The sequence below is a fragment of the Serinicoccus sp. JS2-9 genome, from assembly GCF_059025165.1.
On the sequence record NZ_CM180091.1, the window covers coordinates 2,581,266 to 2,608,192 of the forward strand.

Genomic DNA, 26,927 nt, shown 5'->3' on the forward strand with positions numbered 1-26,927 from the left:
CCTCCGCGATCAGGCGACGTCGACGAGGTCGACGACGAAGATCAGCGTCTCGCCACCCTTGATGGCGTTGCCGGCGCCGCGATCGCCATACCCGAGGTGCGGCGGGATGGTGATCTTGCGGCGACCGCCGACCCGCATGCCGAGCAGACCCTGGTCCCAGCCCTGGATGACCTGGCCGACCCCGGCGGTGAAGGTGAGCGGCTGACCGCGGTTCCACGAGGCGTCGAACTCCTCGCCGGTCGACCAGGCGACGCCGACGTAGTGCGCCGAGATCGTGGAGCCGGCGGTCGCCTCGGCGCCCTTGCCGACCTCGAGGTCCTCGACGACGAGCTCCTCCGGCGGGGTGTCGCCGGGGAAGTCGATCTCGGGCTTGGCCTTCTGGACGCGGCCGAAGGGTGAGTCAGTCATGGATCCTCCTGGTGTCGGTATGACGCATCGTAGGCGAGCGGGCCAGGCTGCCGGAGTGGCAGGCGAGGCTGCCGGTCAGTAGGCGCCGAGGATGTCCACGACGAAGACCAGGTCTTCGCCCTGCAGCTCGTCGCCCGGGACCGCCGTCTCGGCGGCGTCCTCCGCCGGTGCCTCGCCGTAGGCCATGGAGGCCGGGATCACGAGCAGCACGCGGGAGCCGACGGTCTGACCTACCAGGCCCTCGTCCCACCCGGTGATGACCTGGCCGCCACCGACCTGGAACTCGAAGGGCTCACCGCGCCCCTCCATGAGCGAGGAGTCGAACTGCTCGCCATCGGAGAGCTTCACGCCCGTGTAGTGGACCTTGAGGGTCTGCCCGGCCACGACCTCCGGGCCCTCGCCGCGGATGAGCGGCTGCACGACCAGGCGTTCGGGAGCCTCGACGCCCTCGACGTCGATCTGCGCGGGGCTGGTGCCGTCGGCCTCGACGGTGGGCAGGCCCTCCTCGGGCTCGACCTCCTCCCCCTCGGCCTGGGTCAGCGGCTCCCCCGTGGAGACGATCTCGAGGTAGAACAGGAGCGTGTCAGTGGGGCCCACACCCAGCTGGGGATTGCCCATCTCGCCGAAGGCGTCGGCGGCCGGGATGGCCATGAGCAGCTCGTCGCCGACCTGGCTGCCGGGCAGCTGCTCTCGGAAGGCGGGGAAGAGCGCCTCGTCGGAGAGGTCCATCGTCACCGACTCGTCCTCGGTGAAGGTGGAGACCAGCTCGGCGCCGTCGGTCCCGTTGACGGTGAGGTAGCGGACCTGGACCTCGTGGTTGTCGCCCACCTCGTCGCCGTCACCCGCGGTGACCTCGGCCACCTCGGTCGCGCCCGCGACGAAGGGCAGGTCGCCGTCCGCGAAGGGCTCGTCGTCCCAGGTCAACGCGGGAGTCTCACCGTCGGTGTCCACGCCGACGTCGGCCAGGTCGCCGTTCGGAGCGCCGGACGTCGCCGCCGCGTCGTCGGGCCCGCTGGTGCCCGCGGCGTCGGTGTCACCCCCACCGGACTCGGGGCTGCAACCCGCGATCGAGATGAGGGCCGCGGCCGTGGCCGCGGCACACAGGAACCGCTGACGGGAAGAGCGCACGTGCGCGTCCTTTGCTGTCGTCGAAAGGGGGCAACCCTGCCAGACTACCCCGGTCAACCTGGGCGTCAGGTGTGAGGTGCGCCGCCTCGGATGTGGGCGATGAGCTCGTCCACCCGGGGGTCGACGCTGGCGAGCGGGTCCTTGCAGATCACGGTGCGCTGGGCGGCGTCGTTGAGCTTGAGATGGACCCAGTCGACGGTGAAGTCGCGCCGGTGCTCCTGCGCCGCACGCACGAAGTCGCCCCGCAGCCGTGCCCTCGTCTCCGGCGGCTCGGTCGCGGCGCGCCGGACGCGCTCCTCGTCGACGACCGTGCGCGCGGCGCCGGAGCGCTCCAGGATCCGGACCAGGCCGCGGGTGGCGTGCACGTCGTGCCAGGCGAGGTCGAGCTGCTGCAGCCGCTCGTCCCAGGGCTCCAGATCGTGCCGTGTCGCGTAGGAGTCGAGCAGCTTCTTCTTCATCACCCACTCGATCTCGGTGTCCACGAGGTCGAGCCGGTCGGTCTCGATGGCGTGCAGCCCGCGCTCCCACAGCTCCAGCACGTCACGGTATGGCGCAGCCTTCTCCAGTCCCGCGCCCTCGGCATAGCGGGTGACCAGTCCGAGCACCTCGCGCTGCAGCTCCAGGGCGGTCACGGTGCCACCGCGGCGCAGGGCCAGCGCGGTCCGCCCGGTGGGGTCCCGGCTCACCTGGCGGATGGCCTGCATCGGGTTGGCCAGCACCAGGTCGGGCAGCACGGTGCCGGCCTCGAGCATCTTGAGCACGAGGTCGGTGGAGCCGAGCCGCAGCATCGTCGTGGTCTGGCTCATCGTCGAGTCACCGACGATGACGTGCAGCCGCCGGTGCTTCTCCGGGTCGGCGTGCGGCTCGTCACGGGTGTTGATGATGGGCCGGGACCGGGTGGTCGCCGAGCTGAGGTCCTCCCACATGTGATCGGCGCGTTGGGAGACGAGGTAGGTCGCGCGCTGCTCGACCACGTGCAGCCGGCCCGCCCCGGTCACCAGCTGCCGGGTGATGAGGAAGGGCACGAGCAGATCGGTGAGCCGCTCCATGCGGGTGCGCCGCTCGATGAGGTAGTTCTCGTGCGAGCCGTAGGAGTTGCCGCGGCTGTCGACGTTGTTCTTCAGCACGTAGACGGTCGCCTCGAAGCCCTCCTCGGCGAGCCGCTGCTCGGCGTCGTCGGCGAGATCCTGGACGATCGCCTCACCGGCCCGGTCGTGGGCGACGAGGTCGAGCAGATCCGTGCACTCGGCGGTGGCGTACTCCGGGTGCGACCCGACGTCGAGGTAGAGCCGCGAGCCGTTGGAGAGGAAGACGTTGGAGCTGCGGCCCCAGGCCACCACCTTGCGGAAGAGATAGCGAGCCACCTCCTCGGGCGAGAGCCGGGACCCGCCCCGGAACGTGGCGTTGACGCCGAACTCGGTCTCGACGCCCATGACCCGGGTCAGCACGGCCCGATCATCTCCGCCCTCCCCTGGCGCCGGCCCGGTGCGGCGTCACCTCACTCGCCGCCTTTCTGCACGAACCCGTGCACGAACTCGCTGGCGTTGGTCTCCAGGACGCCGTCGATCTCGTCGAGGAGAGAGTCCAGGGCCGCGTCGCGCTGGGTGCTCTGGACCGCCGGGGCGGCGGGCGGTGGCTCGGGCGCCTCCGGGCCGTCCCCGTCTCCCCCGCGGCTGTGCCGGTCGAACTGCTGCTGTGACATGACCTGATCCTAGACGTCCTCGCTCGCCAGCTCGGTGAGCAACGACTCCGCCGAGGTATGCCGTGCCAGCAGCTCCTCCGTCGCGGCCCGGGTGCCGCTGGTCGGCTCCGGCAGCCGCACCCGTCGCGGGGTGCCGCGGCCGTCGAGCACGACCACGGAGTCCCAGGACGCGGCGCGCACTCCCCCCTCCGGGCCGTAGCGCCGGACGCACTCCCCCCGGAACCAGGCGCGGGTGTCGACCGGCGGGTCGGTGACCGCCGACGCGACGGCGTCGTCGCCGACCAGCCGCTCGAGCTGCCCCGCGGCGCGGAGCTTCTGGGCCAGCCCGCGGCCGGGGTCGAGGTCGTGCCACTGGATGTCCATGGCCGCCAGCCGCGGGTCGTCCCACCCGCTGCCAGCCCGCTCCCGGAAGCGTTCGAGGAGGCGCTGCTTGGCGACCCACTCGACCTGACCGGCGGCGTCGGCCGGGTCGCGGCGAAGCGTGTCGAGGACCGACCGCCACCGCCGCAGCACGCCCGCGCTCACCTCGCGGCCGGGACCCTCCCACGCCTCGTGCCCGCTGTCGTGAGCACTCTCTGCCGCCTGCAAATGGGCCTCCACCAGGTCCAGCCCGGTCAGCGCCCGCCCGTCCGCGAGGGGCACGGTCACTGTCAGGGACGGGTCGTGGCTGATGGCCTGGGCGGCGGCGACGGCGTCCGCGAGCGCCAGGCCGTCGAGCAGGCCGGGGTGGGTCTCCACGACCCGCAGCACCGCCGAGAGCGAGCCCACCGCCAGGTAGGTCGTCACGTCCGCCATCGTCGCGTCGCCGACGATGACGTGCAGCCGACGGTGCAGGTGAGGGGTGGCGTGCGGTTCGTCCCGGGTGTTGACGATGGGACGGCGCAGCGTCGTCTCCAGGCCGATCTCGGCCTCGAGGTAGTCGGCCCGTTGCGAGAGCTGGAACCCGGGCCGCTCGCTGGCCTGCCCGAGCCCCACCCGCCCGGCCCCCGCGATGACGGGTCGGGCGACGAGGAAGGGCAGCAGCAGCGCGGCCAGCCGCTCGAAGGGCACCGAGCGCGGCACGAGGTAGTTCTCGTGCGTGCCGTAGGAGGCCCCCTTGCCGTCGACGTTGTTCTTGTAGAGGCGCACCTCGCGCCCCTCCGCGGCGAGCTGGGCCAGGGCTGCGAGCCCGACCTGCTCCCCCGCCCGGTCGTAGCGCACCGCCTCCAGAGGGGTGGTCACCTCGGGCGAGGAGTACTCCGGGTGGGCGTGGTCGACGTAGAACCGTGCGCCGTTGGACAGCACGGAGGTCGCGATCGTGGGGTCGTCCACGTCGGTGAGCTGGGAGCGGTGCGCCAGCGCGCGCGCCATCTCGAAGCCGCGTGCGTCGCGCAGCGGGGTCTCGTCGGCGTAGTCCCAGCCCGCGCCGGCCGGGAGAGCCGCGCCTGCGGGTGAGGCCGCGGCATACGCCTGCACGACCTGGCCGGAGAGCACCATCGGCGTGACCGGTTGCCCCGCCGGGTCCACCTGGGTGCTGGTGATCCCCAGCTCGGTCTCGATGCCCATGACCCGGCTGACTCCCATGGGCGCGATCCTCGCACGGTGGGACCTCGAGCACCGACCTGCGGCGGGGCGTCCCCGCGGTGGCGCGGGTGACGGATCACCAAGTGGCGGCCTGGAGAGCCTCATCGAGCACACCGGGGTGCCGGCCCGGTGGGAAGGGAGGCAAGGAGTCCCAGCGCTCGAAGAGCTGCTCGGCGAGCAGCTGGGCGAAGGAGAGCAGGTGGTCCCAGATCCCGGTCATCGGGACGACGACGTGCTGCCCGCGCACGACGCCGACCACGGTGAGCGCCGAGAACCGCCCCGGTGCTGGAGAGTCGAGATGGCGCCCGATCGTCGGGAAGCCCAGCACGCTCCCTGGGGCACGGCCCTCCAGCACGTGGCTCACGCGAGTCACGCTACCGGTCCGGGGCCGCCCGAGGTCGACGCCGGGGGACGCGTCGGTAGCGTGCCGGGGGTGAGCCCGAGCTACCGCTACGAGGAGGCCGTCGACCGTGCCCGGGGCGCGCTGCCGGCCCCGGTCCTGGAGTATCTGCTCACCGGGGCCGGGGAGGGGCTGAGCGCCGCCGAGGCGGAGGGCGCCTGGCGTCGGCTGCGGCTCCGGCCCCGGGTGCTGCGTGACGTCCGGGAGGTCGACCTCACGGCCCGGGCGCTGGGCGAGGAGGTCGCGGTGCCCTTCGCGGTCGCCCCGACCACCCTGCAGCGTGCCGTGCACCTTGAGGGTGAGGTCGCCATGGCCCGCGCCTGCGCGGCGGCAGACCAGCTGCTCGTCGTCTCCAGCAACGCCGGCTCCCCCTTCGCCGCGATCGGAGCCACGGGTGTCCGGTGGTGGCTGCAGGCCTACCTCACCCAGGACCGGGAGCGCTCGCTGCCCGTGCTGGAGGGCGCGGTGTCGTGCGGGGCGCGGGCCGTCGTTCTCACCGTCGACACCCCGGTGGTCAGCACCAAGAGGTATGCGGGCAGCACGGTCTGGGAGTCCACCGACCCGGCTCTGCTGCGCGTGAACTTCCCGCCCGGCACCGAGAGTGTTCCCGGTGCGCAGAAGGCGGCCGACCTCTCCCCCGACGATCTCGGCTGGCTCCGGGACCGGACCGGGCTGCCCCTGGTGGTCAAGGGCGTGCTGCGCGGCGACGAGGCCCGGCGCTGCCTCGACGCCGGAGCCGCGGCGGTGTGGGTGTCCACCCACGGCGGGCGCCAGCTGGACCGCGTCGTCCCCACGGCCGTCGCCCTTCCCGAGGTGCGGGCCGCCGTCGGCGACGACGCCGAGGTGTATGTCGACGGGGGCCTGCGCAGCGGGCTGGACGTGCTCCTCGCGCTCGCGGGCGGTGCGGACCTGGCCTTCGCCGGACGGGCCCCGGTGCTCGCGCTGGTCGAGGGCCAGGAAGGTGTCAGGCAGTGGCAGGACACGTGGCGCTCGGAGCTGGAGGAGGCGCTGCGCCTGGCCGGGGAGTCTTCGGTCGCCAAGCTGCGCGAGGCGGGTCTCCTGGGGTGAGACGATGACCGGATGAGCGCGACGACCACCCCGACCCGAGCCACCAGCGCGACCAGCCCGCGGCGTCTCTTCGGCGTCCTCGCCGTGGCCGAGGCGGCCACCTGGACGCTGCTGCTGCTCGGGATGCTCGGCAAGTACGTCCTCGACCTCGGAGCCCTGGGTGACCTCGGGGTGCGGATCGGCGGCGGGCTGCACGGCTTCGTCTTCCTGGCCTACTGCCTGGTCACCCTGCTCGTCGGCGTGGACCAGCGGTGGGGTCCCGCGCGGATCGTCACCGGGTGGGTGAGTGCGGTCGTGCCCTACGCGACGATCCCCTTCGAGCGCTGGGCGGACCGTCAGGGCCTGCTCGGTCCGACCTGGCGGCTGCGCGCCGAGCCCGCGGACGGGTCGGTCGGGCGCGTGGTCGCCTGGGTCGTGCGGCACCCGGTGCCCGCGGCGCTGGTGGGGATCGTGCTCGTCGCCGCGGTCTTCAGCGGCCTGCTGGCGCTCGGCCCACCAGACGAGTGGTTCGCCGCCTGAGACCCATCGGGCGTCGCGAGTGGTTGCTCTCCGCCCCACCGAGCGTCGCGAATGGTTGCTCTCGTCGCCTCAGGCGTCGACCCGCGGTCGCGGCACTCCGGTGACGATGTCGAGGTCGAGGGTCGTCGACGTCGCCAGGACCGTGAGGGCCCGGGAGCGGGTGCGGCCGGTCTCGTGGTCGACGGCCGTCAGCACGTAGCGTCCCGGCGGTGGCAGACCGATCTCGTAGTGCCCGTCCTCGTCGGTGTGCGCCGTGCCCACGAACTCCCCGGAGTGCTTGATGAGGGAGATGAGCACGCCCTCCATCGGCGCCCCGTCGTCGAGGATGCGACCGGACAGCAGCAGCCGTTTGGCCATCATCACGTCCTCCTGGTGGCCGACGGCGAGCTCGACCAGGGCGGACTGCGGTGCCCAGCCGTCCGCGGAGACCACCAGCAGGTAGGGGCCGGGCCCGGGCAGCGCCAGGGTGTAGCGGCCGTTGTGGTCGGTCCGTCCCCAGTCGATGTGGCGTCCGTCCGGGCGCAGCACGGTCGCCACGGCCTGTCGCAGCGGTCGGCCCTGCGGCCCGACGACGTGGCCGCGCACCAACAGCTCGGGCAGCTCGCCACCCAGCTTGACCTCGGTCCGCTCCCCCACCGGCGCGGCCGGGTCGCCCTCGGAGACGTCGGCAAGCGCGCGCTGGGGGCGCCGGATGAAGGCCGCGATGAGCGCGCCACCGAGTGAGGCTCCCGCACCCGCCCAGAAGATGAGCTGGTATGCCTCGAAGCGCGGCGCCTGCTCCCCGCTCGCCGTGGTGATCATCGAGGCGGCGAAGACCGCCGCGACCAGCGCCGACGCCGAGGACGTCCCGAGCGACCGCAGCAAGGTGTTGAGGCCGTTGGCGGACGCGGTCTCGGTGATCGGCACGGCCCGCATGATGAGCGTCGGCATCGCGGCGAAGGCGAGCGCGGTGCCGAGCGAGGCGATGCTGGAGGTGAGCACGACCTCGAGCACGCTGCGGTGCAGCAGCGAGCGCCCGATGAAGCCGATGGCGATGGTCACGGCACCGGCGATGAGCACGGCCCTGGGGCCGAAGCGGGTGATGAGGCTGGCGGACACCGGCGACATCGCCACCATGAGCAGGCCGGACGGCAGCATGACCAGCCCGGTCGAGATGACCGAGAGCCCGAAGCCATATCCGGTCTCGGCCGGCATCTGCACCTGCTGGGCCGAGGTGAGGAAGTTGGCGAACATCGCGAAGCCGATGAGCACCGAGGCGGCGTTGGTGAGCAGCACCGTGCGGCGGGTCGAGGTGCGGATGTCGACCAGCGGCTGCCCCACCCGCAGCTCCCAGGGCACCCAGGCCGCGAGCACCAGCCCCGCACCGGAGAGCAGGCTCAGCGTGATCGGCGAACCCCAGCCCCAGCTGCCCGCCTTGCTCACGGCCAGCAGGAAGCAGGTCAGGGCGACCGACAGCAGCAGCGCACCGACGTAGTCGAAGCGTCCGCGGGTCTTGACGGTCGACTCCGGGACGACGAGGTGCACCGCGACGAGCATGACGATTGCGAACCCGCCGGAGACGTAGAACAGCGCGTGCCAGTCGAAGTTCTGATAGATCAACCCGGCCAGCGGCATACCGATCGCGCCGCCGATGCCCAGCGTCGCCGACATGAGCGCGACGCCGGAGCCGACGCGCTCCGCCGGCAGGTGGTCGCGCATGATGCTGATCCCGACGGGCACGAGGCAGGCCCCGAGGCCGCTGAAGGCCCGCCCCGTGACCACGAGCGCGAGGTCGGCGGAGAGCGCCGAGATGACCGACCCGGCGATGACCGCCCACATGCAGACGACCAGCATCAGTCGTTTGCCGAACATGTCGGCGAGGCGCGAGACGATCGGCGTGCCGACCGCCGCGGTGAGCAGGGTGACAGTGACCAGCCAGGACGCGTTGTCGCTGGTCGTGTCCAGGATCTCGGGGAAGTCCGGCAGCAGCGGCAGCACCAGCGTCTGCTGCAGCGAGACCAGAGTCCCGCAGAACGCGAGGACGACGATGATCGCCGTGGTCCGGGTGCTCTGGGAGGCGCTGCGCTCCGGCTCGGACGGGGTGCTGGTGCGTTCGTCTGCGGGGGCGCTCACCCGCCGATCCTAGGCCACCCTCACCGCTCGCCGAGGTCGACCGAGCGGCCCGGGTGAGTGCCTGTGGCATCGCCCACGAGGGTCCGGATGTAGGTGATCCGCTCGCCCTTCTTGCCCGAGATCCGGGCCCAGTCGTCCGGGTTGGTCGTGTTGGGCAGGTCCTCGTTCTCCTTGAACTCGTCGAGGTAGGCCTGCTCCAGGTGCGCCTCGGTGAGGCCCTCCTCCCCGAGCGTGAGGTAGTCCTTGATCGCCAGCTTCTTGGCGCGGTCCACGATGTTGTGCACCATCGCGCCCGAGGCGAAGTCGCGGAAATAGAGGACCTGCTTGTCGCCGCCGGCGTAGGTCACCTCGAGGAAGGCGTTGGCCGGCGACACGGCATACATCCGCCCGACCACACCGTCGATGAGGGCACCGACGGCACGCTCCGGGTCGCCGCCGTGGGCCTCCACGGCGGAGGTATGCAGCGGGATCCCAGGGGTGAGGTACTTGCCGAAGATGTCGCGGGCACCGTCGGCGTCGGGCCGCTCGATCTTGATCTTGACGTCGAGCCGGCCCGGGCGCAGGATCGCGGGGTCGATCATGTCCTCCCGGTTGGAGGCACCGATGACGATGACGTTGTCGAGCCGCTCGACCCCGTCGATCTCGGCGAGCAGCTGGGGCACGATCGTCGTCTCGACGTCGGAGGACACCCCCGAGCCGCGGGTCCGGAACAACGACTCCATCTCGTCGAAGAAGACCACCACGGGATCACCCTCGGCCGACTTCTCCCGGGCCCGCTGGAAGATGAGGCGGATGTGCCGCTCGGTCTCGCCGACGTACTTGTTGAGCAGCTCCGGACCCTTGATGTTGAGGAAGTAGCTGCGGGCGACGGCGCTCTCGTCCGAGCCGCGCTGCGCGGCCGCCTGCCGGGCCAGGGACGCGGCCACCGCCTTGGCGATGAGCGTCTTGCCGCAGCCGGGAGGGCCGTAGAGCAGGACGCCTTTGGGCGGTCGCAGCTGGTGGCTCTCGTAGAGCTCGGCGTGGAGAAACGGCAGCTCGACCGCGTCGCGGATCTGCTCGATCTGCCCGGTGAGCCCGCCGATGTCGTCGTAGGAGATGTCCGGCACTTCTTCGAGCATGAGCTCGGTGACCTCGGGCCGCTCGATCCGCTCGGTCACGAAACCGGTGCGGGAGTCCAGCAGCAGGGCGTCGCCGATGCGGATGGGCTCCTCGAGCACCGTGCCGGCCCGACGCGCGATGCGCTCGTCCTCGCCGCGCACCACGACCGTGAGCCGCCCGTCGTCGAGCACCTCCTTGCAGAGGACGACGTCACCGGCGCGTTCGTAGTCACCCACCCCGACGACCGACTGGGCCTCGTTGAGCAGGACCTCGCGTCCTGGGCGCAGCTCGGCGGTGTCGACCTCGGAGGAGATGAGCGTCCGGATCCGCCGCCCGGAGACGGACACGTCGGCGGTGCCGTCTCCGACAAGGCGGAGCACCAGCCCCATGGTCAGCGGCGGGGTGGCGAGGGCGTCCAGGTCCTCGCGCAGCCCGACGATCTGAGCCTTGGCGCTCTTGAGCGTGGTGGTGAGGGCGTCATTCTGAGCCTTGAGCTCGGACACCCGGCTGGACAAGGTCTGCACCTGCTGCTGCAGGTGCCGCTCGCGGCTCGTCGTCTGCTCGGTCACGCTGGGTCCCCCTCGTCGGGCCGGGTCCGCGCCGCGGTCGCCTCGGCATCGCGCCGGGTGCGGCGCAGGCGCTTGTCGGAGACGGGACGTTCGCCGAGGTCCGCAGGGCCCCAGTCGCCGTCAGCCGGTGTGTAGTCCTCACCGTAGGCACCCGGTGCCGGGCGCTTCTTGCGCAGCGGCGCCTCGGTGTCGGGGGCCAGTCGACGCAGCGTGAGCAGGAAGCCGGTGTGCCCGTGCATCCGGTGCTCGGGCCGGACCGCCAGGCCCTCAAGGTGCCACCCGCGCACGAGGGACTCCCACGCCTGCGGCTCGGTCCACCCCCCGGCGACCCGGGCGGTCTCGGCGACGCGGGAGAGCTGGGTCGTGGTGGCGACGTAGCAGATGAGGACTCCGCCGGGGGCGAGCGCCTGGGCCACCACCTCCAGGCAGTCCCACGGGGCGAGCATGTCGAGCACGACCCGGTCGACGGTGCCCGGCTCCACCGCCGGCGGTAGCGCCTCGACGAGGTCGCCGACGGTGACGGTCCACGCCGGGTGGTCGGCGCCGAAGAAGGTGCGGGCGTTGGCGCGCGCGATGTCGGCGAAGTCCTCGCGCCGCTCGAAGCTGAGCAACCGTCCGTGCTCGCCCACCGCCCGGAGCAGCGACAGGGACAGAGCCCCCGACCCGACCCCGGCTTCGACCACCGTCGCACCCGGGAAGATGTCGGCATACGTGACGATCTGCCCGGCGTCCTTGGGATAGACGACCTGGGCGCCGCGTGGCATGGACAGCACGAAGTCGGAGAGCAGCGGGCGCAGCGCGAGGTAGTCGGCGCCCGACGTGTGCCGGACGACCGAGCCGTCGGGGGACCCGATGAGGTCGTCGTGCTTGACGTGGCCGCGGTGGGTGTGGAACTCCTTGCCCTCCTCGAGCGTGATCGTGTGCAGCCGGCCCTTGGGGTCGGTCAGCTGCACACGGTCGCCCGCCCGGAAAGGTCCGCGCCGCAGTTCGGCGCCTGTCGGCCTGCTCACCGGGTCAGTCTACGAGCGACCACCGACGACATCGTGGGCGCTCACCACACCCCACGGGCGCCCGTCGGCGTCCAGCAGCGCGAGGATCCCCGAGCCGCTGGAGCGCATCACGTCGATGACGCCGTCGAGCCGGGCCTCAGGGTCCATCGGGACCGCCCACCCCTCCGGCAGCCGCACCCCGACCGCCGACGCCGGAGTGGCGGGCCACGCCTCCCGGGGCACCTCCTGCAGCGCCGGTGGGTCGACCAGACCCTCCGGCTGACCGTCGGGACCGAGCAGCACCCAGAGGGGGTGATCGTTCCACGGGACCGTGTGCAGCAGCGCGTCCGTCTGGACCAGGCCGGGGCGGTGGGCGGCCTCCGAGACGCTGCGGCGCGAGGCCTGCAGGCCCTGCCGCCCGACCCGGATCGCCTGGCTCGCGCCCCGCCACAGGAAGAGCCCGATGAGGCCGGCCCAGGCCAGCCGGGTGATGCTGAGCTCGGCGCCCTGCAGCAGCGGTGGCACGACGACGTAGAGGCCCACCAGGACGACGACGAGGCGGCCGAACCACCCGGCGACCATGGTGCCCAGGTGCCGGTTGCCGGAGACCGCCCACACCAAGGACTCCAGCAGGTAGCCACCGTCGAGGGGCAGCCCCGGGATGAGGTTGAAGACGGCGACGAAGGTGTTGGCCCACGCCACGGCATACGCGAGCAGCAGGACGACGCCGATGTCGCCGCCGCGCAGTCCTGACACCAACCACCAGCCGAGCAGCGCGAGCGCCGCGTTGGACAGCGGCCCCACCACCGCCACCGCGGCGCTGCGGCCGGGGGTGCCTCCGGCCCCGTCATGGGCGGTGTGGCCACCCCAGAAGTCCGCGACGATCCGGGACACGCCGAAGCCCACCCGTTGCGCCATGAGGGCGTGCGCGGCCTCGTGGACCAGCACCGAGACCAGGAGGAGCACCACGAAAGCCAGGGCGACGACGAAGCTCAGCGGCCCGAGCTCGGGCATGATCCGCGACACGGTCGGGCCGAAGAGGGCGACCATGAGGATCGCGACGAGGATCCAGCTGCGGCCGAGGTAGATCGGGACGCCGGACAGCGTGCCGATGCGCCAGCCCGGTGATCTGTCCATGGCGGCGAGCGTAGCCGCCCTGTCTGACAGACCTCACCGGCCCGGCGGACCTGTCGGTGCTGCTGCGTAGAGTGCAGCACCATGGATCAGGCGGTGCAGACCCGGGCGTTGTCGCCCTCCCGTGCCGCCGACTTCATGCAGTGCCCGATGCTCTACCGCTTCCGGGTCGTCGACCGGTTGCCCGAGCCCCCGAGCGCGGCCGCCGCGCGGGGCACCCTCGTCCACGCCGTCCTCGAGCGGCTCTTCGACCTGCCCCCTCAGGAGCGCACTCCCGACGCTGCCGTCTCGCTCGTCCCCGGCGAGTGGACCCGGATGCTCGAGGCGGAGCCCACGCTGGCCGAGCTGGCGCAGGAGGAGACCTGCGGCGACGCCGAGACGCTGCTGCAGAAGTGGTTCCGCCTGGAGGACCCGACCCGCTTGGAGCCCGCCGAGCGCGAGCTCTACGTCGAGGCCGACCTGGACGGCCTGGTCATCCGGGGGTATGTCGATCGGCTGGACGCGGCGCCGGACGGCCGGTTGCGAGTCGTCGACTACAAGACCGGGCGGGCGCCGTCGGAGACCTTCGAGGGCCGCGCGCTGTTCCAGCTCAAGTTCTACGCGCTGGCCCTGTGGCGCAGCCGAGGCGTGCTGCCCTCGCGCCTGCAACTGGTCTATCCACGGGACGGCACCGTGCTCTGGATCGACCCGACCGAGGCCGAGCTGCTCGCCACCGAGCGCAAGATCCGGGCGCTGTGGGCGGCGATCGAGCAGGTCGCCCGCAGCGGTGACTGGACTCCCCGACGTGGTGCGTCTTGCCGCTGGTGCGCCCACCAGGCGGTCTGCCCGGCCTGGGGCGGCACCCCGCCCGCGCTGCCGGAGCACGCCACCCAGCTGGCGCTGGACCCGCGGTCGGCCGGACGCACCAGCGCCCGGGCCGACGACGGGGACTGAACCCCTGCGCTCAGCCGGCCGGAGTGCCGTCGTCGCGGCGTCGCAGGTAGCGCTCGAACTCCTTGGCGATCGCATCACCCTGGGCCTCGGGCAGGTCGGCGGTGTCCTGCGCCTCCTCGAGCTGGCGGACGTAGTCGGCCACCTCGTCGTCGGTCGCGGCCAGCTCGTCGACGCCACGCTCCCACGCCTGGGACGCCTCGGAGACGGCGCTGTCGTCGATGACGCAGTCGAGCAGCTCCTCGACCTGCCCCAGCAGGGCGAGCGAGGCCTTCGGCGAGGGCGCCCCTCCGGCGTAGTGCGGGACGGCCGCCCAGCAGGACAGGGTGGGAAGGTCGTGCTGGCGGGCCTCGTCGGAGAGCACGCCCACGATGCCGGTGGGTCCTTCGTAGGTGCTGCGCTCGATGTCGTCGCTCTCGGCGAGCAGGTCGGCGTCCTCGGAGGTGACGCTGACGGGGATGGGACGGGTGTGGGGGACGTCCGCGAGCAGTCCTCCCAGGACGACGAGCAGCGTCGAGCCCTGGTCCAGCAGATAGCGCAGCAGCTCGCCCGCGAAGGTGCGCCACCGCACCGAGGGCTCGATGCCGAGGATGAGCAGCACGTCGCGCCCCACCGGGGTGTCCCTGGCGAGCATGACCCGCGTCGTGGGCCACCGGATCATCCGTCGGCCGTCCACGCTGAGCACCTGCGGCCGGTTGACCTGGAAGTCGTAGAACTCCTCGGGGTCCACCGCGGCGACCACCTCGGCGTCCCAGACGCGGGCCAGGTGTTCGACGACCCCCGAGGCGCACTCTCCGGCGTCGTTCCACCCCTCGAAGGCGGCGATGACGATCGGGTCGCGCAGCTCACCGGTGTCGTGCAGCTCGATCATGTCTCACCTTCCTCGGGCCCCGCGTGCTCGTCGGCGTGCGACCACCCTACGTGTCGACCGATAGCGTGGGCCGGGTGACGCGCCACGACCAGCACCGGACAGACCTGCCCGCCGCCGTGCTCTGGGACATGGACGGCACGATCGTGGACACCGAGCCCTACTGGATCGCCGAGGAGTACCTCCTCGTCGAGGCCGCCGGCGGGACCTGGTCCGACGCCGACGCGCACGATCTCGTCGGCCAGGACCTGCTCACCTCGGCCCGGATGATCCTGGAGCGCACGCCGGTGCAGGGCACCCCGGAGGAGGTCGTGCGCCACCTCTTGTCCGCCGTCGTGGACCGGATGCGTCAGCACGTCCCCTGGCGCCCGGGCGCGCGCGGACTGCTCGCCGCGGTCGGGGCCGCCGGCGTGCCGAGCGCCCTGGTCACGATGTCGTGGACCGAGCTGGCCGACGTGCTCGTGCAGCAGCTGCCCGAGGGCACCTTCGCCGCGGTCGTGACCGGTGACCAGGTGAGCCGTGGCAAGCCGCACCCCGAGGCCTACGTGGAGGCGACCCGCCGACTGGGCGTCGACCCCGCGCACGCGATCGCGATCGAGGACTCCCCCACCGGTGCGACCGCCGCGACCGGCGCCGGCGTGCCGACGCTGGTGGTGCCGCATACCGTCCCCGTGCCCGAGATCCCCGGCGCCCTGCACACCGGCACCCTCGCTGGGCTGACCCTCGGCGACCTCGGTGCCGTGGTCCGGCAGCTGGGCTCAGAGCTGCACCCCGAGCAGGGCGTCGACGGCCGCGACCACGAGGCCTGAGGCGGGCTCCCCGGCGGCCACATTGGTCGCCCAGGCGTCCACCGCCGCCAGCGCGCCCGGCGTGTCGAGGTCGTCGGCGATCCTCGCGCGCATCTGCGTGACGGTCTGCCGACCCAGCGTGGTGATCGAGTCGTGCGCGGCCATGTCCGCGGCGTGCTGCCAGAGCAAGAGCCGGTCCTGCGCCTCCCGCAGCAAGCCGTCGGTCCACTGCCACTCGGTGCGGTAGTGCTGGGCGAGCAGGGCCAGGCGGATCGCCATCGGGTCGACCCCGGTGGACCGCAGCCGGGAGACGAGCACCAGGTTGCCCCTGCTCTTGCTCATCTTCTCGCCGTCGAGTCCGACCATGGCCTGGTGGACGTAGGCCCGGGCGAAGCAGTCGTCGCCGCACAGCGCCGCGGCCTGCACCGCGCTCATCTCGTGGTGCGGGAAGACGAGGTCGGTGCCCCCGCCCTGCACGTCGAAGGCCGGCCCGAGGTAGCGCTGGGCGATCGTGGAGCACTCGATGTGCCAGCCCGGTCGACCCTGCCCCAGCGAAGCGCCGTCCCAGTGCGGTTCGCCCTCGCGTCCGGCGCGCCAGAGCAGCGGGTCGAGGGGGTCGCGCTTCCCCGGGCGCTCAGGGTCGCCGCCGCGCTCGGAGAAGACCTCCAGCATCTCCTCGCGGCTCCAGCCCGAGACCGCGCCGAAGCTGGGCTGCGTCGACAGGTCGAGGTAGACATCGCGGCGCTCGGCCCCGGCGACGGTCACCTGGTCGTCGGGGACGTCGACGCGGTATGCCGTGCCTGCCGCGAGCAGCCGCTCCACCGCCGTCACGTCGTCGGGGATCCCCTCGACGGCGCCGACGTAGTGGTCGGGAGGCAGCACCCGGAGTGCCTCCATGTCGGAGAAGAACAGCTCGATCTCCCGCGCCGCCAGCTCATCCCAGCCGACGCCGTCGCGCTCGGCCCGCTCCAGCAGCGGCTCGTCCACGTCGGTGACGTTCTGGACGTAGGTGACGTCGAGCCCGGCGTCGCGCCAGACCCGCTGGAGCACGTCGAAGGTCACGTAGGTCGCGGCGTGCCCCAGGTGGGTCGCGTCATAGGGCGTGATGCCGCAGACGTAGAGGCGCGCGGTGCCGTCCTGCCCGTCGACAGGCACCTGCTCGCCGGTCGCCGTGTCGTGCACCCGCACGACCGAGCCGTCGTGGTCGAGCGAGAGGCGGGGGACGTCGGTGGTCGACCAGGTCTTCACAGCGGCGAGCCTAACTGTCGGCCCCGACCGTCCCGAGCGACGCCCCTGCGACGCGTTGACGGCCCAGGGTCGCCGGCATGGGGCGAGTCCTACCAGAGCGGCCAGGGCAGGGGATATCGCTCCTGCGGGGGCATCGGAAGCACCCCGGCCGCGAGCAGATTCGCCACCCGTCGACGCAGCGCCACGACCTCGGGCACCGACAGCAGCTCGCCCAGCCGGGCCGCGTCACCCGCCGGGACCGGCTCCTCCGGGTGGTGCCCGGTCGGGCTGGGCGTCGCCCCCACCCGGTCCAGGGCTGCAGTCAGCCGCTCGAGCCGCGCCAGGTCGTCCGGTGCCACCGGCTCGCCGGCGAAGCCCCACAGCACCGTCCGCAGCTTGTCGTCCTCGTGCAGCGCCAGGCCGTGGTCGAAGCCGCGCAGGCGCGACCGGGTGTCGAGCGTCAGGTGCGCCGCCTTGCGGTCGGCGTTGTTGAGCACCACGTCGAGGGTGGCCATCGTGCGCAGCGCCGGATCGTCGGCGTGGGCCACGAGCACCGCCGCGCCGTCCTCCGCTTCCCCGCTGACCACCGCTCGCCAGCCGGGCGGCAGCTCCTCGGAAGCCATGACCTCCACCAGACCGGCCGCCGGGTCGGCCAGCCGCTCCGGCTCCTGCTCGACCCACAACTGCAGCGAGCCCCTGCCGAGCGGGCCGTCACGCAGCACGGTCGGCGGCACCAGGTCGAAGCCCCCGACCCGGGAGATCACGTAGGCCGCCGCCTCCCGGGCGGCGAGGCTCCCGGGTGGGAAGTCGTGCAGCGGCCGCTCGCCGCGGGCCGGCTTGTGCACGGCTCGGTGCCCCGTCTCCTCTCCCGCACCGTCCAACAGGTCGACGAGGAGGGTAAGGTTGGAGGCCTGCGTCAGGACCCCGATCGGCTCGATCGTCGCGGTCTGCAGCAGCGCGAGCGCCGCGTCGTCCTGCACGTCAGCGGCGGTAGCCGTTGGCGCGGGGGCAGATGTGGCCCGAGGGGTCCAGGGGCTGCCCGCAGAAGGGGCAGGAGGGCCGCCCACCCTCGATCGAGGAGGTGCAGCGCAGCGCGAACGCCCGCGCCGGGCCCGGGGCAAGGACCACCCGCAACGACTGCGGCGGCATACCCGACCAGGGAAACTCCACCGCCTGGTCCGACTCGGCCTCGCTCTCCAACTCGGCGAGATCGTCGACGCTGGGGCGGTCGAAGGCCTCCAGCACGACCTTGCGCCGCCCCGCCTCCCACGCCACGGACAGTCGCTGCACCCGGAAGTCGTCCTCGATCGGGGTGTCGAGGGGCGCGTTGTCGGTGAAGGAACCGGCCGCGTCCTCGCTGCCGTCGGGACCGGCCACGTCGTCGAGCATCTCGGCGAGTGACTCACCAAGTAGCCTGACCTGCTCCTTCTCCAGCGACACGGTCATGACGCGGGAGCCCTCAGTGGCCTGGATGAAGAAGGTGCGCTGGCCGGGTGGGCCCACGCTGCCGGCGACGCAGCGCTCCGGCGGATCGAAGACGTGCTCGGACATGCCCTCAGCCTACGTCGCCGACGGCGTCGACCCCGCCTGACCCGAGCCGCCGCCGACGTCCGCGTCGCCGGAGGCGCCCTCGGCGGTGAGGCGCGCCACCAGACCGCCGAGGTCGACGGGGTCGGTCCCCGTGTCGTTGGTGCGCAGCACGAAGGGCCGGCGAGAGGTCCGGTGGACGATGCTCAGCGAGGCCGGATCGACGACGATGCGCTGGAATTCGTCCAGCGGCGTCGCGAGAGCATCGGCGAGCACGGCCTTGATGACGTCACCGTGGCTGACCGCGACCCAGACGGCGCCCGGCCCGTGCTGGGCCTCGACCCGGCCGTCCCAGGAGCGGATCGCCTCGGTCGCCCGCGCGGCCATCTGGCCCATCGACTCGTGCGCGAAGACGTCGTCGACCGGGAAGGTCACGGCGGAGGGCTGGTCCTGGACCTGCGTCCACAACGGCTCCCCAGCGAGTTCCTTGAGGGGTCGCCCCGTCCACGCGCCGTAGCGCGCCTCGCCCAGGGCCTCCTCGGTATGCCGTGCCACCTCTCGCCCTGCTGGCTGTGCGGCGAGCACCGCAGCCGCGGTCTCCTGGCAGCGTTGCAGCGGGCTGGCGACCACCGCGGCTAGCGACACGCCGGCCAGGCGAGCACCGGCCGAGCGGGCCTGCTCGCCCCCCTTCTCGTCCAGTCCGATCCCCGGGCTCCAGCCCGCGAGGACCCCGTCGGCGTTCGCCTGGGTCCGCCCGTGCCGCACCAGGATGCAGATCGCCATCAGGAGGCTCCTTCAGCAGGCTCCGGTGCGGTCTCGAGGCGGGAATGCGCCTCGACCGCGGCCTCGAGCCCAGCCATCCGGGCGTCGAGGTCGGCGCCCCAGGGCGCGACGGTCAGGGTGGTGATGCCGGCATCGCGATAGCGACGCATGCGCTCGGTGATGCGGTCGACGTCACCGAGCAGGCTGGTGTCGTCGACGAACTGAGCGGGCAGGGCCTCGGCGGCCTCCGCCCACTTCCGGGCGAGGTAGAGCTCCTGCACCCGGGCCGCCTCGGCCTCGTAGCCCATCCGGCAGGCGAGCTGGTTGTAGAAGTTCTGCTCCTTGCTGCCCATGCCCCCGACGTAGAGCGCCGGGTAGGGGCTGACCGTGCGGGCGCAGGCCTCGAGATCGTCACCGACCGCCAGGGCGACGGTCGCATCGCTCTCGAACGGGTTCGGTGGCGGCTCGGCCCGCTGGTCCAGGCCCGCCCGCAGGTGGGCCCGCTGCTCGGCGAAGAAGTCCGGGGCCACGAAGACCCCGAGCCACCCGTCGGCGATCTCCCCCGCGAGCTCGAGGTTCTTCGGGCCGACGGCCGCGAGGTAGATCGGCACCTGGGGTCGGTGCGCGTGGGTGAGGCGCAGCGGCTTGCCCGGGCCGTCCGGCAGCGGCAGCGTGAAGTGCTCTCCGTCGAAGACGACCGGTCGGTGCCGCAGCGCGGTGCGCACGATGCTGGCGTACTCGCGGGTGCGGGCCAGCGGCTTGGCGAAGCGGACGCCGTGCCAGCCCTCGGAGACCTGGGGTCCGCTCACGCCGAGGCCGAGGCGAAAGCGACCGCCGGACAGACTGTCCAGGCTGACGCTGGCCATGGCGGTGGCGGCCGGACTGCGTCCTGGGATCTGCAGCACCCCCGCGCCGAGGCCGATGCGTTCGGTCTGCGCCGCGAGGAAGCCGAGGATGCTCACCGCGTCCGGGCCATAGGCCTCGGCGACCCAGGCGACGTCGACGCCGAGCTCGTCGGCGCGCCGCACCAGCGCGAGGTTGTCCGCGTCGCGGCCCTGCCCCCAGAAGCCGCAGCTGAGTCCGAGCCGCACCCCGTCAGGTCCTCGGAGACTCGTCGACGTCGTCGTCCTCGTCGTCGAGGCCCAGATACTGCTCGTCCGCCTCGACCTCTTCGTCGTCGTCGATCAGGTCGATGTCGTCGTCCTCGTCGTCGTCCTCATCGAGGTCATCGTCATCGTCATCGTCATCGTCATCGAGGTCGTCGTCGTCCTCGTCATCCTCATCGAGGTCGTCGTCGTCCTCCTCGTCATCGTCGTCCTCGCTCTCGGAGGCGAGGTCGTCGTCGTAGACCTCCAGCGGCGTCACCTCGCCGAAGGCGTCCATGAGGGCGTCGTCGTAGGCGGTGAAGGCCTCGGCGATGCGCTCGTAGGCCTCGACGACCGCGGGGTCGTCGTCGCCGCGGCTGACCGCTGCAGTCTCCAGATGTGTCTGGAGGGCGGCGACGAGGGTGGACAGGGCTGCACGGGGGTCAGCGGTCATGAGGTGACGGTAGCGCGAAAGTGGCTCCGGCGGCGCGGTTTTTCCACGTCGCGACGCGCAGGTGCCTATGCTGTCGCTCGATGGTCGAGTACGAGTACCGCGAGCTCACCTTCCACCGCGACCAGGGCCGGGGTGAGGTGCGTCAGGCCCTGACCGAGCATGCCGAGTACGGCGCCTGGGAGCTAGCCCGCGTCCGGGTCTACCTCGGCGGCGTTCGCAAGGTCATGCTGCGCCGCAAGATCATCCGCGTGCGCCGCACCGCCTGACCCCACCCCCTCCATCCCCGACTGGCCGCGCGATATGCCGTGACCGGCCGCGCGGTATTTCGTGACCGACCGCGCGGTATGCCTCGACCGACCGCGCGATATGCCTCGACCGACCGCGCGGTATGCCGTGACCGGCCACGAGCTCTGCGGCTAGCAGTCGGCGACCAGCTGGCCCAGGACGCGGGTGCCGAAGCGGATCGCGTCGACCGGCACCCGCTCGTCGACCCCGTGGAACATCCCGACGAAGTCGAGGTCCTCCGGCAGGCGCAGCGGCGCGAAGCCGTAGCCGGTGATACCGAGCCGCGACAGGTGCTTGTTGTCGGTGCCGCCGGACAGGCAGTAGGGCAGGACGTGGGCGCCGGGGTCCTCCTTGAGCAGCGCTCGCTTCATCGAGTCGACGAGCTCCCCACTGCTCGGAGCCTCCAGCGCGACGTCCTTGTGCTCGATCTCCACCTCGACGTGCTCACCTGCCAGCTCGCGGACGGTGTCGAGCAACTCGTCCTCGTGCCCGGGGAGGAAGCGGCAGTCCAGCGATGCGGAGGCGGTCTGCGGGACGACGTTCATCTTGTAGCCCGAGTCCAGCATCGAGAAGTTCGAGGTGTCCTGCAGCGTCCCCTCGACGAAGCGCCGCGCGCCACCCAGGCGCTGCAGCACCTCCTCGATCGACTCCTCGCTCCACGGCTCACCGGTGACCTGCGCGACCCCGTCGAAGAGCTCACGCACGGAGGCGATGTAGGTCCGTGGCCAGGTGTGGGCGTCGATGCGGGCGATCGCCTCGGCCAGCCGGACGATGGCGTTCTCGGGGTTGGGCACGGAGCCGTGGCCGGCGCGCCCCTGGGCATGCAGCCGGAGCCACGCGATGCCCTTCTCCGCCGTCTGCAGCAGGTATGCCCGTGTCGGCGCCCCGGTCGCGTGGTCCGGGAGGGTGATGCTGAAGCCACCGACCTCGCTGATCGCCTCGGTGCAGCCCTCGAACCATTCGGGGTGCTCGGCGACGACGTGCCCCGCGCCCTTCGTGCCCCCGGCCTCCTCGTCGGCGAAGAAGGCCCACACGATGTCGCGCGGTGGCTTCTCGCCCGACCGCGCGAGCTGCCGCAGCGTGGCCAGCAGCATGGCGTCCATGTCCTTCATGTCGACCGCCCCGCGACCCCAGATCATGCCGTCCTTCTCTTCGGCGGCGAACGGGTCGACGGACCAGTCCTTGGCCTCGGCGGGCACGACGTCGAGGTGACCGTGGAGCACCAGGCCGGGACGAGAGCTGTCCCGACCTGGAGTCCGCACCACCACGCTGACCCGCTCCGGGTGGTCGGCCGGAGCCGTCACCTGAGGATCGAGACCCACCTCACGGAGCAGCTCCACGACATACTCCGCAGCGGCGCGCTCCCCCGGCCCGCTGCCGTCGCCATAGTTGCTCGTGTCGATCCGGATGAGCTCCTTGCAGATCCGGACCGCCTCCTCCTCGGCGGTGCTGGAGGGGTTGAGGTCGTGTTGGGTCGAGGGCATGACGCCACACTAACCAGCCCGGGACTGGGCAGCCCGGGGAGGATCGGTCCAGGTGGACCGATCCTCACGGGTATGCCGTGCATCCTCAGTCGATCTCGGGATCTCGTCCGCCGCTCCCCACAGGGACGGGACCGGCGTGCGGCTCACTCATGCTCCTCCGCGAAGAGCTCCAGGTGGCGACACTCGCGGCACCGGAAGGCGCGCACCAGGACGCGCTCGGAGCCCATCGAGCTCCAGCCACCGAACAGGCCGGTGTCGCGCGCCCCGGCGACCCAGCGGACATACCCCTTGGCGCCTTCCCCGGTGTCGGCGAGGAATCCCTCGTCGAGGAGCTGGTGGCTGCCGCAGGCGGTGCACGTGGAGCGGGCGCGCTGCCACTGGTCACCGGCGCCGCCCGCGCCGAGGCGGTGCATGCCGTCGGCAGGCACCGCCTCGGCACCAGGCTCGTCGCTCACGCGCGGCTCATCCCGGCGAGCTTGCCCTCGATGCACTCGACGAACTGGCCGAGCAGCTTGTCCGAGACGCTCTGCATAACACCCCGGCCGAACTGCGCGGGCTTGCCGGTGATGTTCATCAAGGTCGTGACGTCGGCCTTGGTGCCCGACCCCTCCGGCTCCAGCTCCAGGGTGACGGTCGCCGACGCGTTGCCGAGACCGCGCATACCCTTGCCGAGGCCCTCGATCACCGCCCGATGCGCCTCGTCGTCGCGCTCCAGGAACTTGCCCTCGCCCTGGTAGGTGACGCCGATCGGCCCCAGCTTGACCTTGACGTTGCCGGTGAAGGCCTCCTCGGTCGCCGAGGTGACGGTCGCGCCGGGGAAGCAGTTGCCGACCTCCTCGAGATTCATGAGCAGCGCCCAGGTGTCCTCGGGCGAGGCGTCGACGGTGAAGGTGTGGTGCAGCTCCATCGCCATCGCGTCACGCCCCTGCCGCAGCGAGCACCGCGCGCCGGGTCAGCACCCCAGCGACGTGCTTGCGGTAGTCGGCCTGGCCGTTGAGGTCCGAGGGCGGGTCGGTGCCCTCGCCCACCTGGGCGCACACCTCGGCGATCGCGTCTGCCGTGGCCTCCTTGCCGACGAGCGCCTGCTCGACGCCACTGGCACGCAGCGGGGTCGCGCCCATGTTCGTCAGCCCGACCTTCGCCTCGGCGATGGTGCCGTTCTCGACGCGCACGGCCGCCGCGATGCCGATGATCGCCCACTGGTGCGAGACCCGCACGAACTTCTCGTAGTGCGCGCCCCACCCGGTGTGCTTGGGGATCTCGACGGCGACGAGGAGCTCGTCCTCACCGACGGCGGTCTCGAAGAGGTCGACGAAGAAGTCGCTCCCCTCGACGGTGCGCTCTCCGTCCTGACCGCGGATGACCATGCGGGCATCGAGCGCCAGCACGGGGGCTCCGACGTCCCCGGCCGGGTCGGCGTGCACCAGCGCACCGCAGACCGTGCCGCGGTGCCGGATCTGCGCGTCGGCGACCTCGGAGAGGGCGTCGTGGAGCAGCTCCAGGTGCTCGGAGACCAGGTCGGAGTCGAGGACGTCCTGGTATGTCGCCCCCGCGCCGATCCGGATGGCGTCACCGGTGTCGGTGACCCCCTTGATCTCTTCGATGCCGGAGATGTCGACGATGATCCCCGGCGCGTTAAGCCGCATCCGCAGCACCGGCAGCAGCGACTGCCCGCCGGACATCACCTTGGCCTCGTCGCCGTGCTCGGCCAGCAGGCCGAGCGCCTCGTCGACCGTCGACGGGGCGGCGTAGTCGAACTCTGCGGGGATCATGCCTGACCGCCTTCCTGCTCAGCACCGGCCGTGGTGCCCGGATCGTCCTGGTTGGGCTCGCCCTCGGCGAAGTGGCCGGCGGCGTCCTCCGCGGTCTCGCTCCGCGCACCAGCGTTCCCATCCTGGATGGCTCGCCACACCCGCTCCGGCGTGCACGGCATGAGGATGTCGTCGACGCCGAACTGCCGGATCGCGTCGAGCACGGCGTTGACCACCGCCGGGGTGGAGGCGATGCAGCCCGCCTCGCCGACGCCCTTGACGCCGAGGTCGTTGGACGTCGCGGGCGAGGTGGTGCGGTCGGTCACGAAGTTGATCGTGTCGGCGGTCGTCGGCAGGGTGTAGTCCACGAACGAGCCGGAGACCAGGGTGCCCTGATCGTCATACACCGCCTCCTCCCACAGCGCCTGGGCGATGCCCTGGACCAGCCCGCCGTGCACCTGGCCCTCGACGATGAGCGGGTTGACGACGTTGCCGATGTCGTCGACGCAGACGTACTTGCGCATCGTCGACGCGCCGGTCTCCGTGTCGATCTCCATCGCGCACAGGTGGGTGCCGTGCGGGAAGGAGAAGTTGACCGGGTCGAAGGTGGCGTCGGCGTCCAGGCTCGGCTCCATGCCGTCGGGCAGGTCGTGCGCGGCGAAGACGGCGAGCGCCAGCCCCGCGAGTCCGATGCCCTCCTGGTCGGCGCCGGCACCCTTGACGGTGAACTTCCCGTCTGCGAACTCCAGGTCGTCGACGTTGGCCTCGAGCTGGTATGCCGCGAGCGGCTTGGCCTTCTCGATCACCTTCTTGGCGGCGTTGATCACCGCCTGCCCGCCGACCACGAGGGAGCGGGAGCCGTAGGTGTCCAGGCCCTTGTGGCTGATCTGGGTGTCCCCATGCAGCACCTCGACGTCCTCGAAGGGCACGCCGAGCTGGTCGGCGACGATCTGGCTCCAGGCCGTCTCGTGCCCCTGCCCGTGGGCGGAGGAACCGGTGATGACCTCGACCTTGCCGGTCGGCAGCATCCGCACGGACGCGTGCTCCCAGCCGCCGGCGCCGTAGTCGAGCGAGCCCAGCACCCGCGAGGGCGCCAGACCGCACATCTCGGTGAACGTCGAGATGCCGAGACCGAGCTGCACCCGGTCGCCGCTCTCCCGCCGCTGCTGCTGCTCGGCCCGGAGCTCGTCATACCCGAAGAGTTCCTTGGCGCGCTCGGTGGCCGCCTCGTAGTTGCCCGAGTCGTACTCCAGCCCGCACACCGTGGTGAACGGGAACTCGTCGTGGGTGATCCAGTTCTGCTCCCGGACCTCCATCGGGTCGCGGCCGAGCTCGAGCGCGAGCTCGTCCATGATCCGCTCGATGGCGAAGGTCGCCTCCGGTCGCCCCGCACCGCGGTAGGCGTCGGTCCACGTCTTGTTGGTGAAGACGTTGGTGCAGGCGAAGTGGTAGGCGGGGAACTTGTAGATCGAGTTGAACATGAACGCGCCGAGGATCGGCACACCTGGCGTGACGAGGCCGAGGTAGGCGCCCATGTCGGCGAGCAGCTCGACCTTGAGGCCGGTCACGGTGCCGTCCTGCTTCGCCGCGAGCGTGAGCTTCTGCCACTGGTCGCGCCCGTGGTGGGCGGAGAGCAGGCTTTCGCTGCGCGTCTCGGTCCACTTGCAGGGCTTGCCGGTATGCCGCGCCACCAGGAAGGTGATGACCTCCTCCGGGGTGACCTGCAGCTTGCCGCCGAAGCCTCCGCCCACGTCGGGCGCGATGACGCGCACCTTGCCCTCGTCGACACCGAGGGTCATGGCGAGCATGAGGCGCAGGATGTGCGGCACCTGGGTCGCGGACCACATGACGAACTGCTCGCCGGTCGGGTCGACGACGGTGGAGCGGGGCTCCATGAAGGCGGGGATGAGCCGCTGCTGGCGGAACTCCCGCTCGACGACCACGTCGGCGTCGCGGATCGCTGCCTCGACGTCCTCCCCGGTCCCCGCCTCGGCGGAGTCGAAGATCCAGGTCGCGGACCGGTTGGTCCCCAGGTCGGGGTGGGCCAGGGTCTCGTCGGCGGCGGCGGCCTTGAGGTCGAGCGCGGCGGGGAGCTCGTCGTAGTCGACGTCGACCAGCTCGGCGGCGTCCCGTGCCGCCGCGGCGGTGCGGGCGGCGACCACGGCGACGATCTCACCGGAGAACGACACCCGGTCCACGGCGATCGCCGGGTGCGGCGGGGCCTTCTGGTCGGGGGTGATCGGCCAGGCGCAGGGCAGGCTGCCCTGCACGTCCTTGACGTCCTCGCCGGTCAGCACCGCGATGACGCCCGGCGACTCCTTCGCCGCCGTGGCGTCGACCCCGGTGATCCGGGCGTGCGCGACCGGGCTGCGCACCATGGCCAGGTGCAGCATCCCCTGCAGCTGCAGGTTGTCGGTCCACTTGGTGCGGCCGGTGATGAGCCGCTGGTCCTCCTTGCGGCGGCGGTCCTTGCCAACCTCACCCGTGGGCGCGTCAGCGACGTCTGTGACCGGCCTGTCGTCGACGGCAGTCATGCCTGCTCACCTCCGGTGGCGACGGTCTCCCGCTGGCCCGAGGCCTGGAGCACCGCCTTGACGATGTTGTGGTAGCCGGTGCACCGGCACAGGTTGCCCTCCATGCCTTGGCGCACCTCGGCCTCGGTCGGCTGGGGGTTGTGCTCGAGCAGGTCGGTGGCCTGCATGATCATGCCGGGGGTGCAGTAGCCGCACTGCAGCGCGTGGCAGTCGCGGAAGGCCTCCTGGACGGGGGTGAGCGTCTCCCCGTCGGCCAGCCCCTCGATCGTCGTGACCTCGTGGCCATCGGCCTGGACCGCGAGCACGTTGCACGACTTCACGCTGCGGCCGTCCAGGTGCACCGTGCAGGCCCCGCAGTTGCTGGTGTCGCACCCGACCACGGTCCCCGTCTTGCCGAGGGTCTCGCGGAGGTAGAAGACGAGCAGGGTGCGGGGTTCGACCTCGTCGGTGTATGTGGTGCCGTCGACTTTCACGGTGATCTTCATACGGCTCTCCCGTCGGGAAGCTGGGGACGTCATTGTCCCTGCCGATCCTGCCGTGAC

Annotated in this window: 28 protein-coding genes; 5 read left to right on the forward strand and 23 right to left on the reverse strand. The window is 71.9% G+C overall.

What is annotated here, in order from left to right; genetic code table 11:
- Positions 1-9 precede the first annotated feature (9 nt).
- The 6 genes from AC5PYY_RS12500 to AC5PYY_RS12525 form a co-directional block, all read right to left on the reverse strand.
- On the reverse strand, positions 10-408 hold the full coding sequence (locus AC5PYY_RS12500; protein WP_493897134.1) for an FKBP-type peptidyl-prolyl cis-trans isomerase: 399 nt from the start codon (positions 406-408) through the stop codon (positions 10-12).
- Between the two features lie 75 nt (positions 409-483).
- On the reverse strand, positions 484-1,536 hold the full coding sequence (locus tag AC5PYY_RS12505; RefSeq protein ID WP_493897135.1) for an FKBP-type peptidyl-prolyl cis-trans isomerase: 1,053 nt from the start codon (positions 1,534-1,536) through the stop codon (positions 484-486).
- Positions 1,537-1,601: 65 nt separating this feature from the next.
- Positions 1,602-2,969, reverse strand: coding sequence for a Pup--protein ligase (gene pafA, locus AC5PYY_RS12510; RefSeq protein WP_493899373.1), 1,368 nt, complete (start codon positions 2,967-2,969; stop codon positions 1,602-1,604).
- Between the two features lie 65 nt (positions 2,970-3,034).
- Entirely contained in the window at positions 3,035-3,238 is a 204-nt protein-coding gene (locus tag AC5PYY_RS12515; protein ID WP_493897136.1) for a ubiquitin-like protein Pup, read from the reverse strand.
- A gap of 9 nt (positions 3,239-3,247) precedes the next feature.
- Positions 3,248-4,801: a depupylase/deamidase Dop gene (dop, locus tag AC5PYY_RS12520; RefSeq protein WP_493897137.1), complete on the reverse strand. Its 1,554-nt coding sequence runs from the start codon at positions 4,799-4,801 to the stop codon at positions 3,248-3,250.
- Positions 4,802-4,877: 76 nt separating this feature from the next.
- Positions 4,878-5,165, reverse strand: a complete 288-nt coding sequence (locus tag AC5PYY_RS12525) for a hypothetical protein (protein ID WP_493897138.1) — start codon at positions 5,163-5,165, stop codon at positions 4,878-4,880.
- A gap of 69 nt (positions 5,166-5,234) precedes the next feature.
- On the opposite strand from AC5PYY_RS12525, the gene AC5PYY_RS12530 reads away from it, so the two are divergent.
- The gene (locus tag AC5PYY_RS12530) at positions 5,235-6,269 is read left to right on the forward strand and encodes an alpha-hydroxy acid oxidase (RefSeq protein WP_493897139.1); all 1,035 of its coding nucleotides are present in this window, start codon (positions 5,235-5,237) and stop codon (positions 6,267-6,269) included.
- A gap of 12 nt (positions 6,270-6,281) precedes the next feature.
- Positions 6,282-6,788, forward strand: a complete 507-nt coding sequence (locus tag AC5PYY_RS12535) for a DUF3817 domain-containing protein (protein WP_493897140.1) — start codon at positions 6,282-6,284, stop codon at positions 6,786-6,788.
- 69 nt (positions 6,789-6,857) lie between these two features.
- On the opposite strand, the gene AC5PYY_RS12540 is transcribed toward AC5PYY_RS12535, so the two are convergent.
- Genes AC5PYY_RS12540 through AC5PYY_RS12555 form a run of 4 tightly spaced genes read right to left on the reverse strand, consistent with a single transcriptional unit; the run spans position 6,858 to position 12,693 of the window.
- Positions 6,858-8,900, reverse strand: coding sequence for an MFS transporter (locus AC5PYY_RS12540; RefSeq protein ID WP_493897141.1), 2,043 nt, complete (start codon positions 8,898-8,900; stop codon positions 6,858-6,860).
- A 20-nt stretch (positions 8,901-8,920) separates the two neighbouring features.
- Positions 8,921-10,681, reverse strand: a complete 1,761-nt coding sequence (gene arc, locus AC5PYY_RS12545; protein ID WP_493899374.1) for a proteasome ATPase — start codon at positions 10,679-10,681, stop codon at positions 8,921-8,923.
- Positions 10,564-11,577, reverse strand: a complete 1,014-nt coding sequence (locus tag AC5PYY_RS12550; RefSeq protein WP_493897142.1) for a tRNA (adenine-N1)-methyltransferase — start codon at positions 11,575-11,577, stop codon at positions 10,564-10,566. Before AC5PYY_RS12550 ends, arc begins: the two co-directional genes overlap by 118 nt.
- A gap of 9 nt (positions 11,578-11,586) precedes the next feature.
- Positions 11,587-12,693, reverse strand: a complete 1,107-nt coding sequence (locus tag AC5PYY_RS12555; RefSeq protein ID WP_493897143.1) for a site-2 protease family protein — start codon at positions 12,691-12,693, stop codon at positions 11,587-11,589.
- A gap of 81 nt (positions 12,694-12,774) precedes the next feature.
- Between AC5PYY_RS12555 and AC5PYY_RS12560 the strand changes: the two genes are divergently transcribed.
- A complete protein-coding gene (locus AC5PYY_RS12560; RefSeq protein ID WP_493897144.1) occupies positions 12,775-13,623 on the forward strand; it encodes a RecB family exonuclease in 849 nt (282 codons plus the stop codon).
- A gap of 10 nt (positions 13,624-13,633) precedes the next feature.
- Here AC5PYY_RS12560 and AC5PYY_RS12565 read toward each other — a convergent pair whose 3' ends face one another.
- Positions 13,634-14,491: a PAC2 family protein gene (locus AC5PYY_RS12565; RefSeq protein WP_493897145.1), complete on the reverse strand. Its 858-nt coding sequence runs from the start codon at positions 14,489-14,491 to the stop codon at positions 13,634-13,636.
- 74 nt (positions 14,492-14,565) lie between these two features.
- Here AC5PYY_RS12565 and AC5PYY_RS12570 point away from each other — a divergent pair, with 74 nt between their 5' ends.
- The gene (locus AC5PYY_RS12570; protein WP_493897146.1) at positions 14,566-15,297 is read left to right on the forward strand and encodes an HAD family hydrolase; all 732 of its coding nucleotides are present in this window, start codon (positions 14,566-14,568) and stop codon (positions 15,295-15,297) included.
- Here the strand turns inward: AC5PYY_RS12570 and mshC are convergent.
- From mshC to AC5PYY_RS12600, 6 genes are all read right to left on the reverse strand, one after another.
- Positions 15,247-16,524, reverse strand: a complete 1,278-nt coding sequence (gene mshC, locus AC5PYY_RS12575) for a cysteine--1-D-myo-inosityl 2-amino-2-deoxy-alpha-D-glucopyranoside ligase (RefSeq protein ID WP_493897147.1) — start codon at positions 16,522-16,524, stop codon at positions 15,247-15,249. The two genes, AC5PYY_RS12570 and mshC, sit on opposite strands and share 51 nt — an antisense overlap.
- Before the next feature lie 89 nt (positions 16,525-16,613).
- Positions 16,614-17,483 carry an SCO1664 family protein gene (locus AC5PYY_RS12580; protein WP_493897148.1) on the reverse strand — a complete coding sequence of 290 codons (870 nt, stop codon included), beginning with the start codon at positions 17,481-17,483 and terminating at the stop codon, positions 16,614-16,616.
- 1 nt (position 17,484) lies between these two features.
- Positions 17,485-18,054 (reverse strand): DUF3090 family protein, encoded by a 570-nt coding sequence (locus tag AC5PYY_RS12585; RefSeq protein ID WP_493897149.1) that lies wholly within the window; start codon positions 18,052-18,054, stop codon positions 17,485-17,487.
- A 9-nt stretch (positions 18,055-18,063) separates the two neighbouring features.
- Positions 18,064-18,813 (reverse strand): MSMEG_4193 family putative phosphomutase, encoded by a 750-nt coding sequence (locus AC5PYY_RS12590; RefSeq protein WP_493897150.1) that lies wholly within the window; start codon positions 18,811-18,813, stop codon positions 18,064-18,066.
- Entirely contained in the window at positions 18,813-19,883 is a 1,071-nt protein-coding gene (locus AC5PYY_RS12595; RefSeq protein WP_493897151.1) for an LLM class F420-dependent oxidoreductase, read from the reverse strand. Before AC5PYY_RS12595 ends, AC5PYY_RS12590 begins: the two co-directional genes overlap by 1 nt.
- 4 nt (positions 19,884-19,887) lie before the next feature.
- A complete protein-coding gene (locus tag AC5PYY_RS12600; protein WP_493897152.1) occupies positions 19,888-20,331 on the reverse strand; it encodes a hypothetical protein in 444 nt (147 codons plus the stop codon).
- 80 nt (positions 20,332-20,411) lie between these two features.
- Between AC5PYY_RS12600 and AC5PYY_RS12605 the strand changes: the two genes are divergently transcribed.
- Positions 20,412-20,597: a DUF5703 family protein gene (locus AC5PYY_RS12605; RefSeq protein ID WP_493897153.1), complete on the forward strand. Its 186-nt coding sequence runs from the start codon at positions 20,412-20,414 to the stop codon at positions 20,595-20,597.
- A 150-nt stretch (positions 20,598-20,747) separates the two neighbouring features.
- Here AC5PYY_RS12605 and AC5PYY_RS12610 read toward each other — a convergent pair whose 3' ends face one another.
- From AC5PYY_RS12610 to AC5PYY_RS12635, 6 genes are all read right to left on the reverse strand, one after another.
- Positions 20,748-22,100: a M20/M25/M40 family metallo-hydrolase gene (locus AC5PYY_RS12610; RefSeq protein WP_493897154.1), complete on the reverse strand. Its 1,353-nt coding sequence runs from the start codon at positions 22,098-22,100 to the stop codon at positions 20,748-20,750.
- A gap of 143 nt (positions 22,101-22,243) precedes the next feature.
- A complete protein-coding gene (locus AC5PYY_RS12615; protein WP_493897155.1) occupies positions 22,244-22,555 on the reverse strand; it encodes a hypothetical protein in 312 nt (103 codons plus the stop codon).
- The gene (locus tag AC5PYY_RS12620; RefSeq protein WP_493897156.1) at positions 22,552-23,007 is read right to left on the reverse strand and encodes an SRPBCC family protein; all 456 of its coding nucleotides are present in this window, start codon (positions 23,005-23,007) and stop codon (positions 22,552-22,554) included. Before AC5PYY_RS12620 ends, AC5PYY_RS12615 begins: the two co-directional genes overlap by 4 nt.
- 10 nt (positions 23,008-23,017) lie before the next feature.
- Positions 23,018-23,872 carry an FAD binding domain-containing protein gene (locus tag AC5PYY_RS12625; RefSeq protein WP_493897157.1) on the reverse strand — a complete coding sequence of 285 codons (855 nt, stop codon included), beginning with the start codon at positions 23,870-23,872 and terminating at the stop codon, positions 23,018-23,020.
- The gene (locus AC5PYY_RS12630; RefSeq protein ID WP_493897158.1) at positions 23,869-26,385 is read right to left on the reverse strand and encodes a xanthine dehydrogenase family protein molybdopterin-binding subunit; all 2,517 of its coding nucleotides are present in this window, start codon (positions 26,383-26,385) and stop codon (positions 23,869-23,871) included. Before AC5PYY_RS12630 ends, AC5PYY_RS12625 begins: the two co-directional genes overlap by 4 nt.
- On the reverse strand, positions 26,382-26,870 hold the full coding sequence (locus tag AC5PYY_RS12635; RefSeq protein WP_493897159.1) for a (2Fe-2S)-binding protein: 489 nt from the start codon (positions 26,868-26,870) through the stop codon (positions 26,382-26,384). The genes AC5PYY_RS12630 and AC5PYY_RS12635 overlap by 4 nt, the downstream gene beginning before the upstream one ends.
- Between the last annotated feature and the right edge of the window lie 57 nt (positions 26,871-26,927).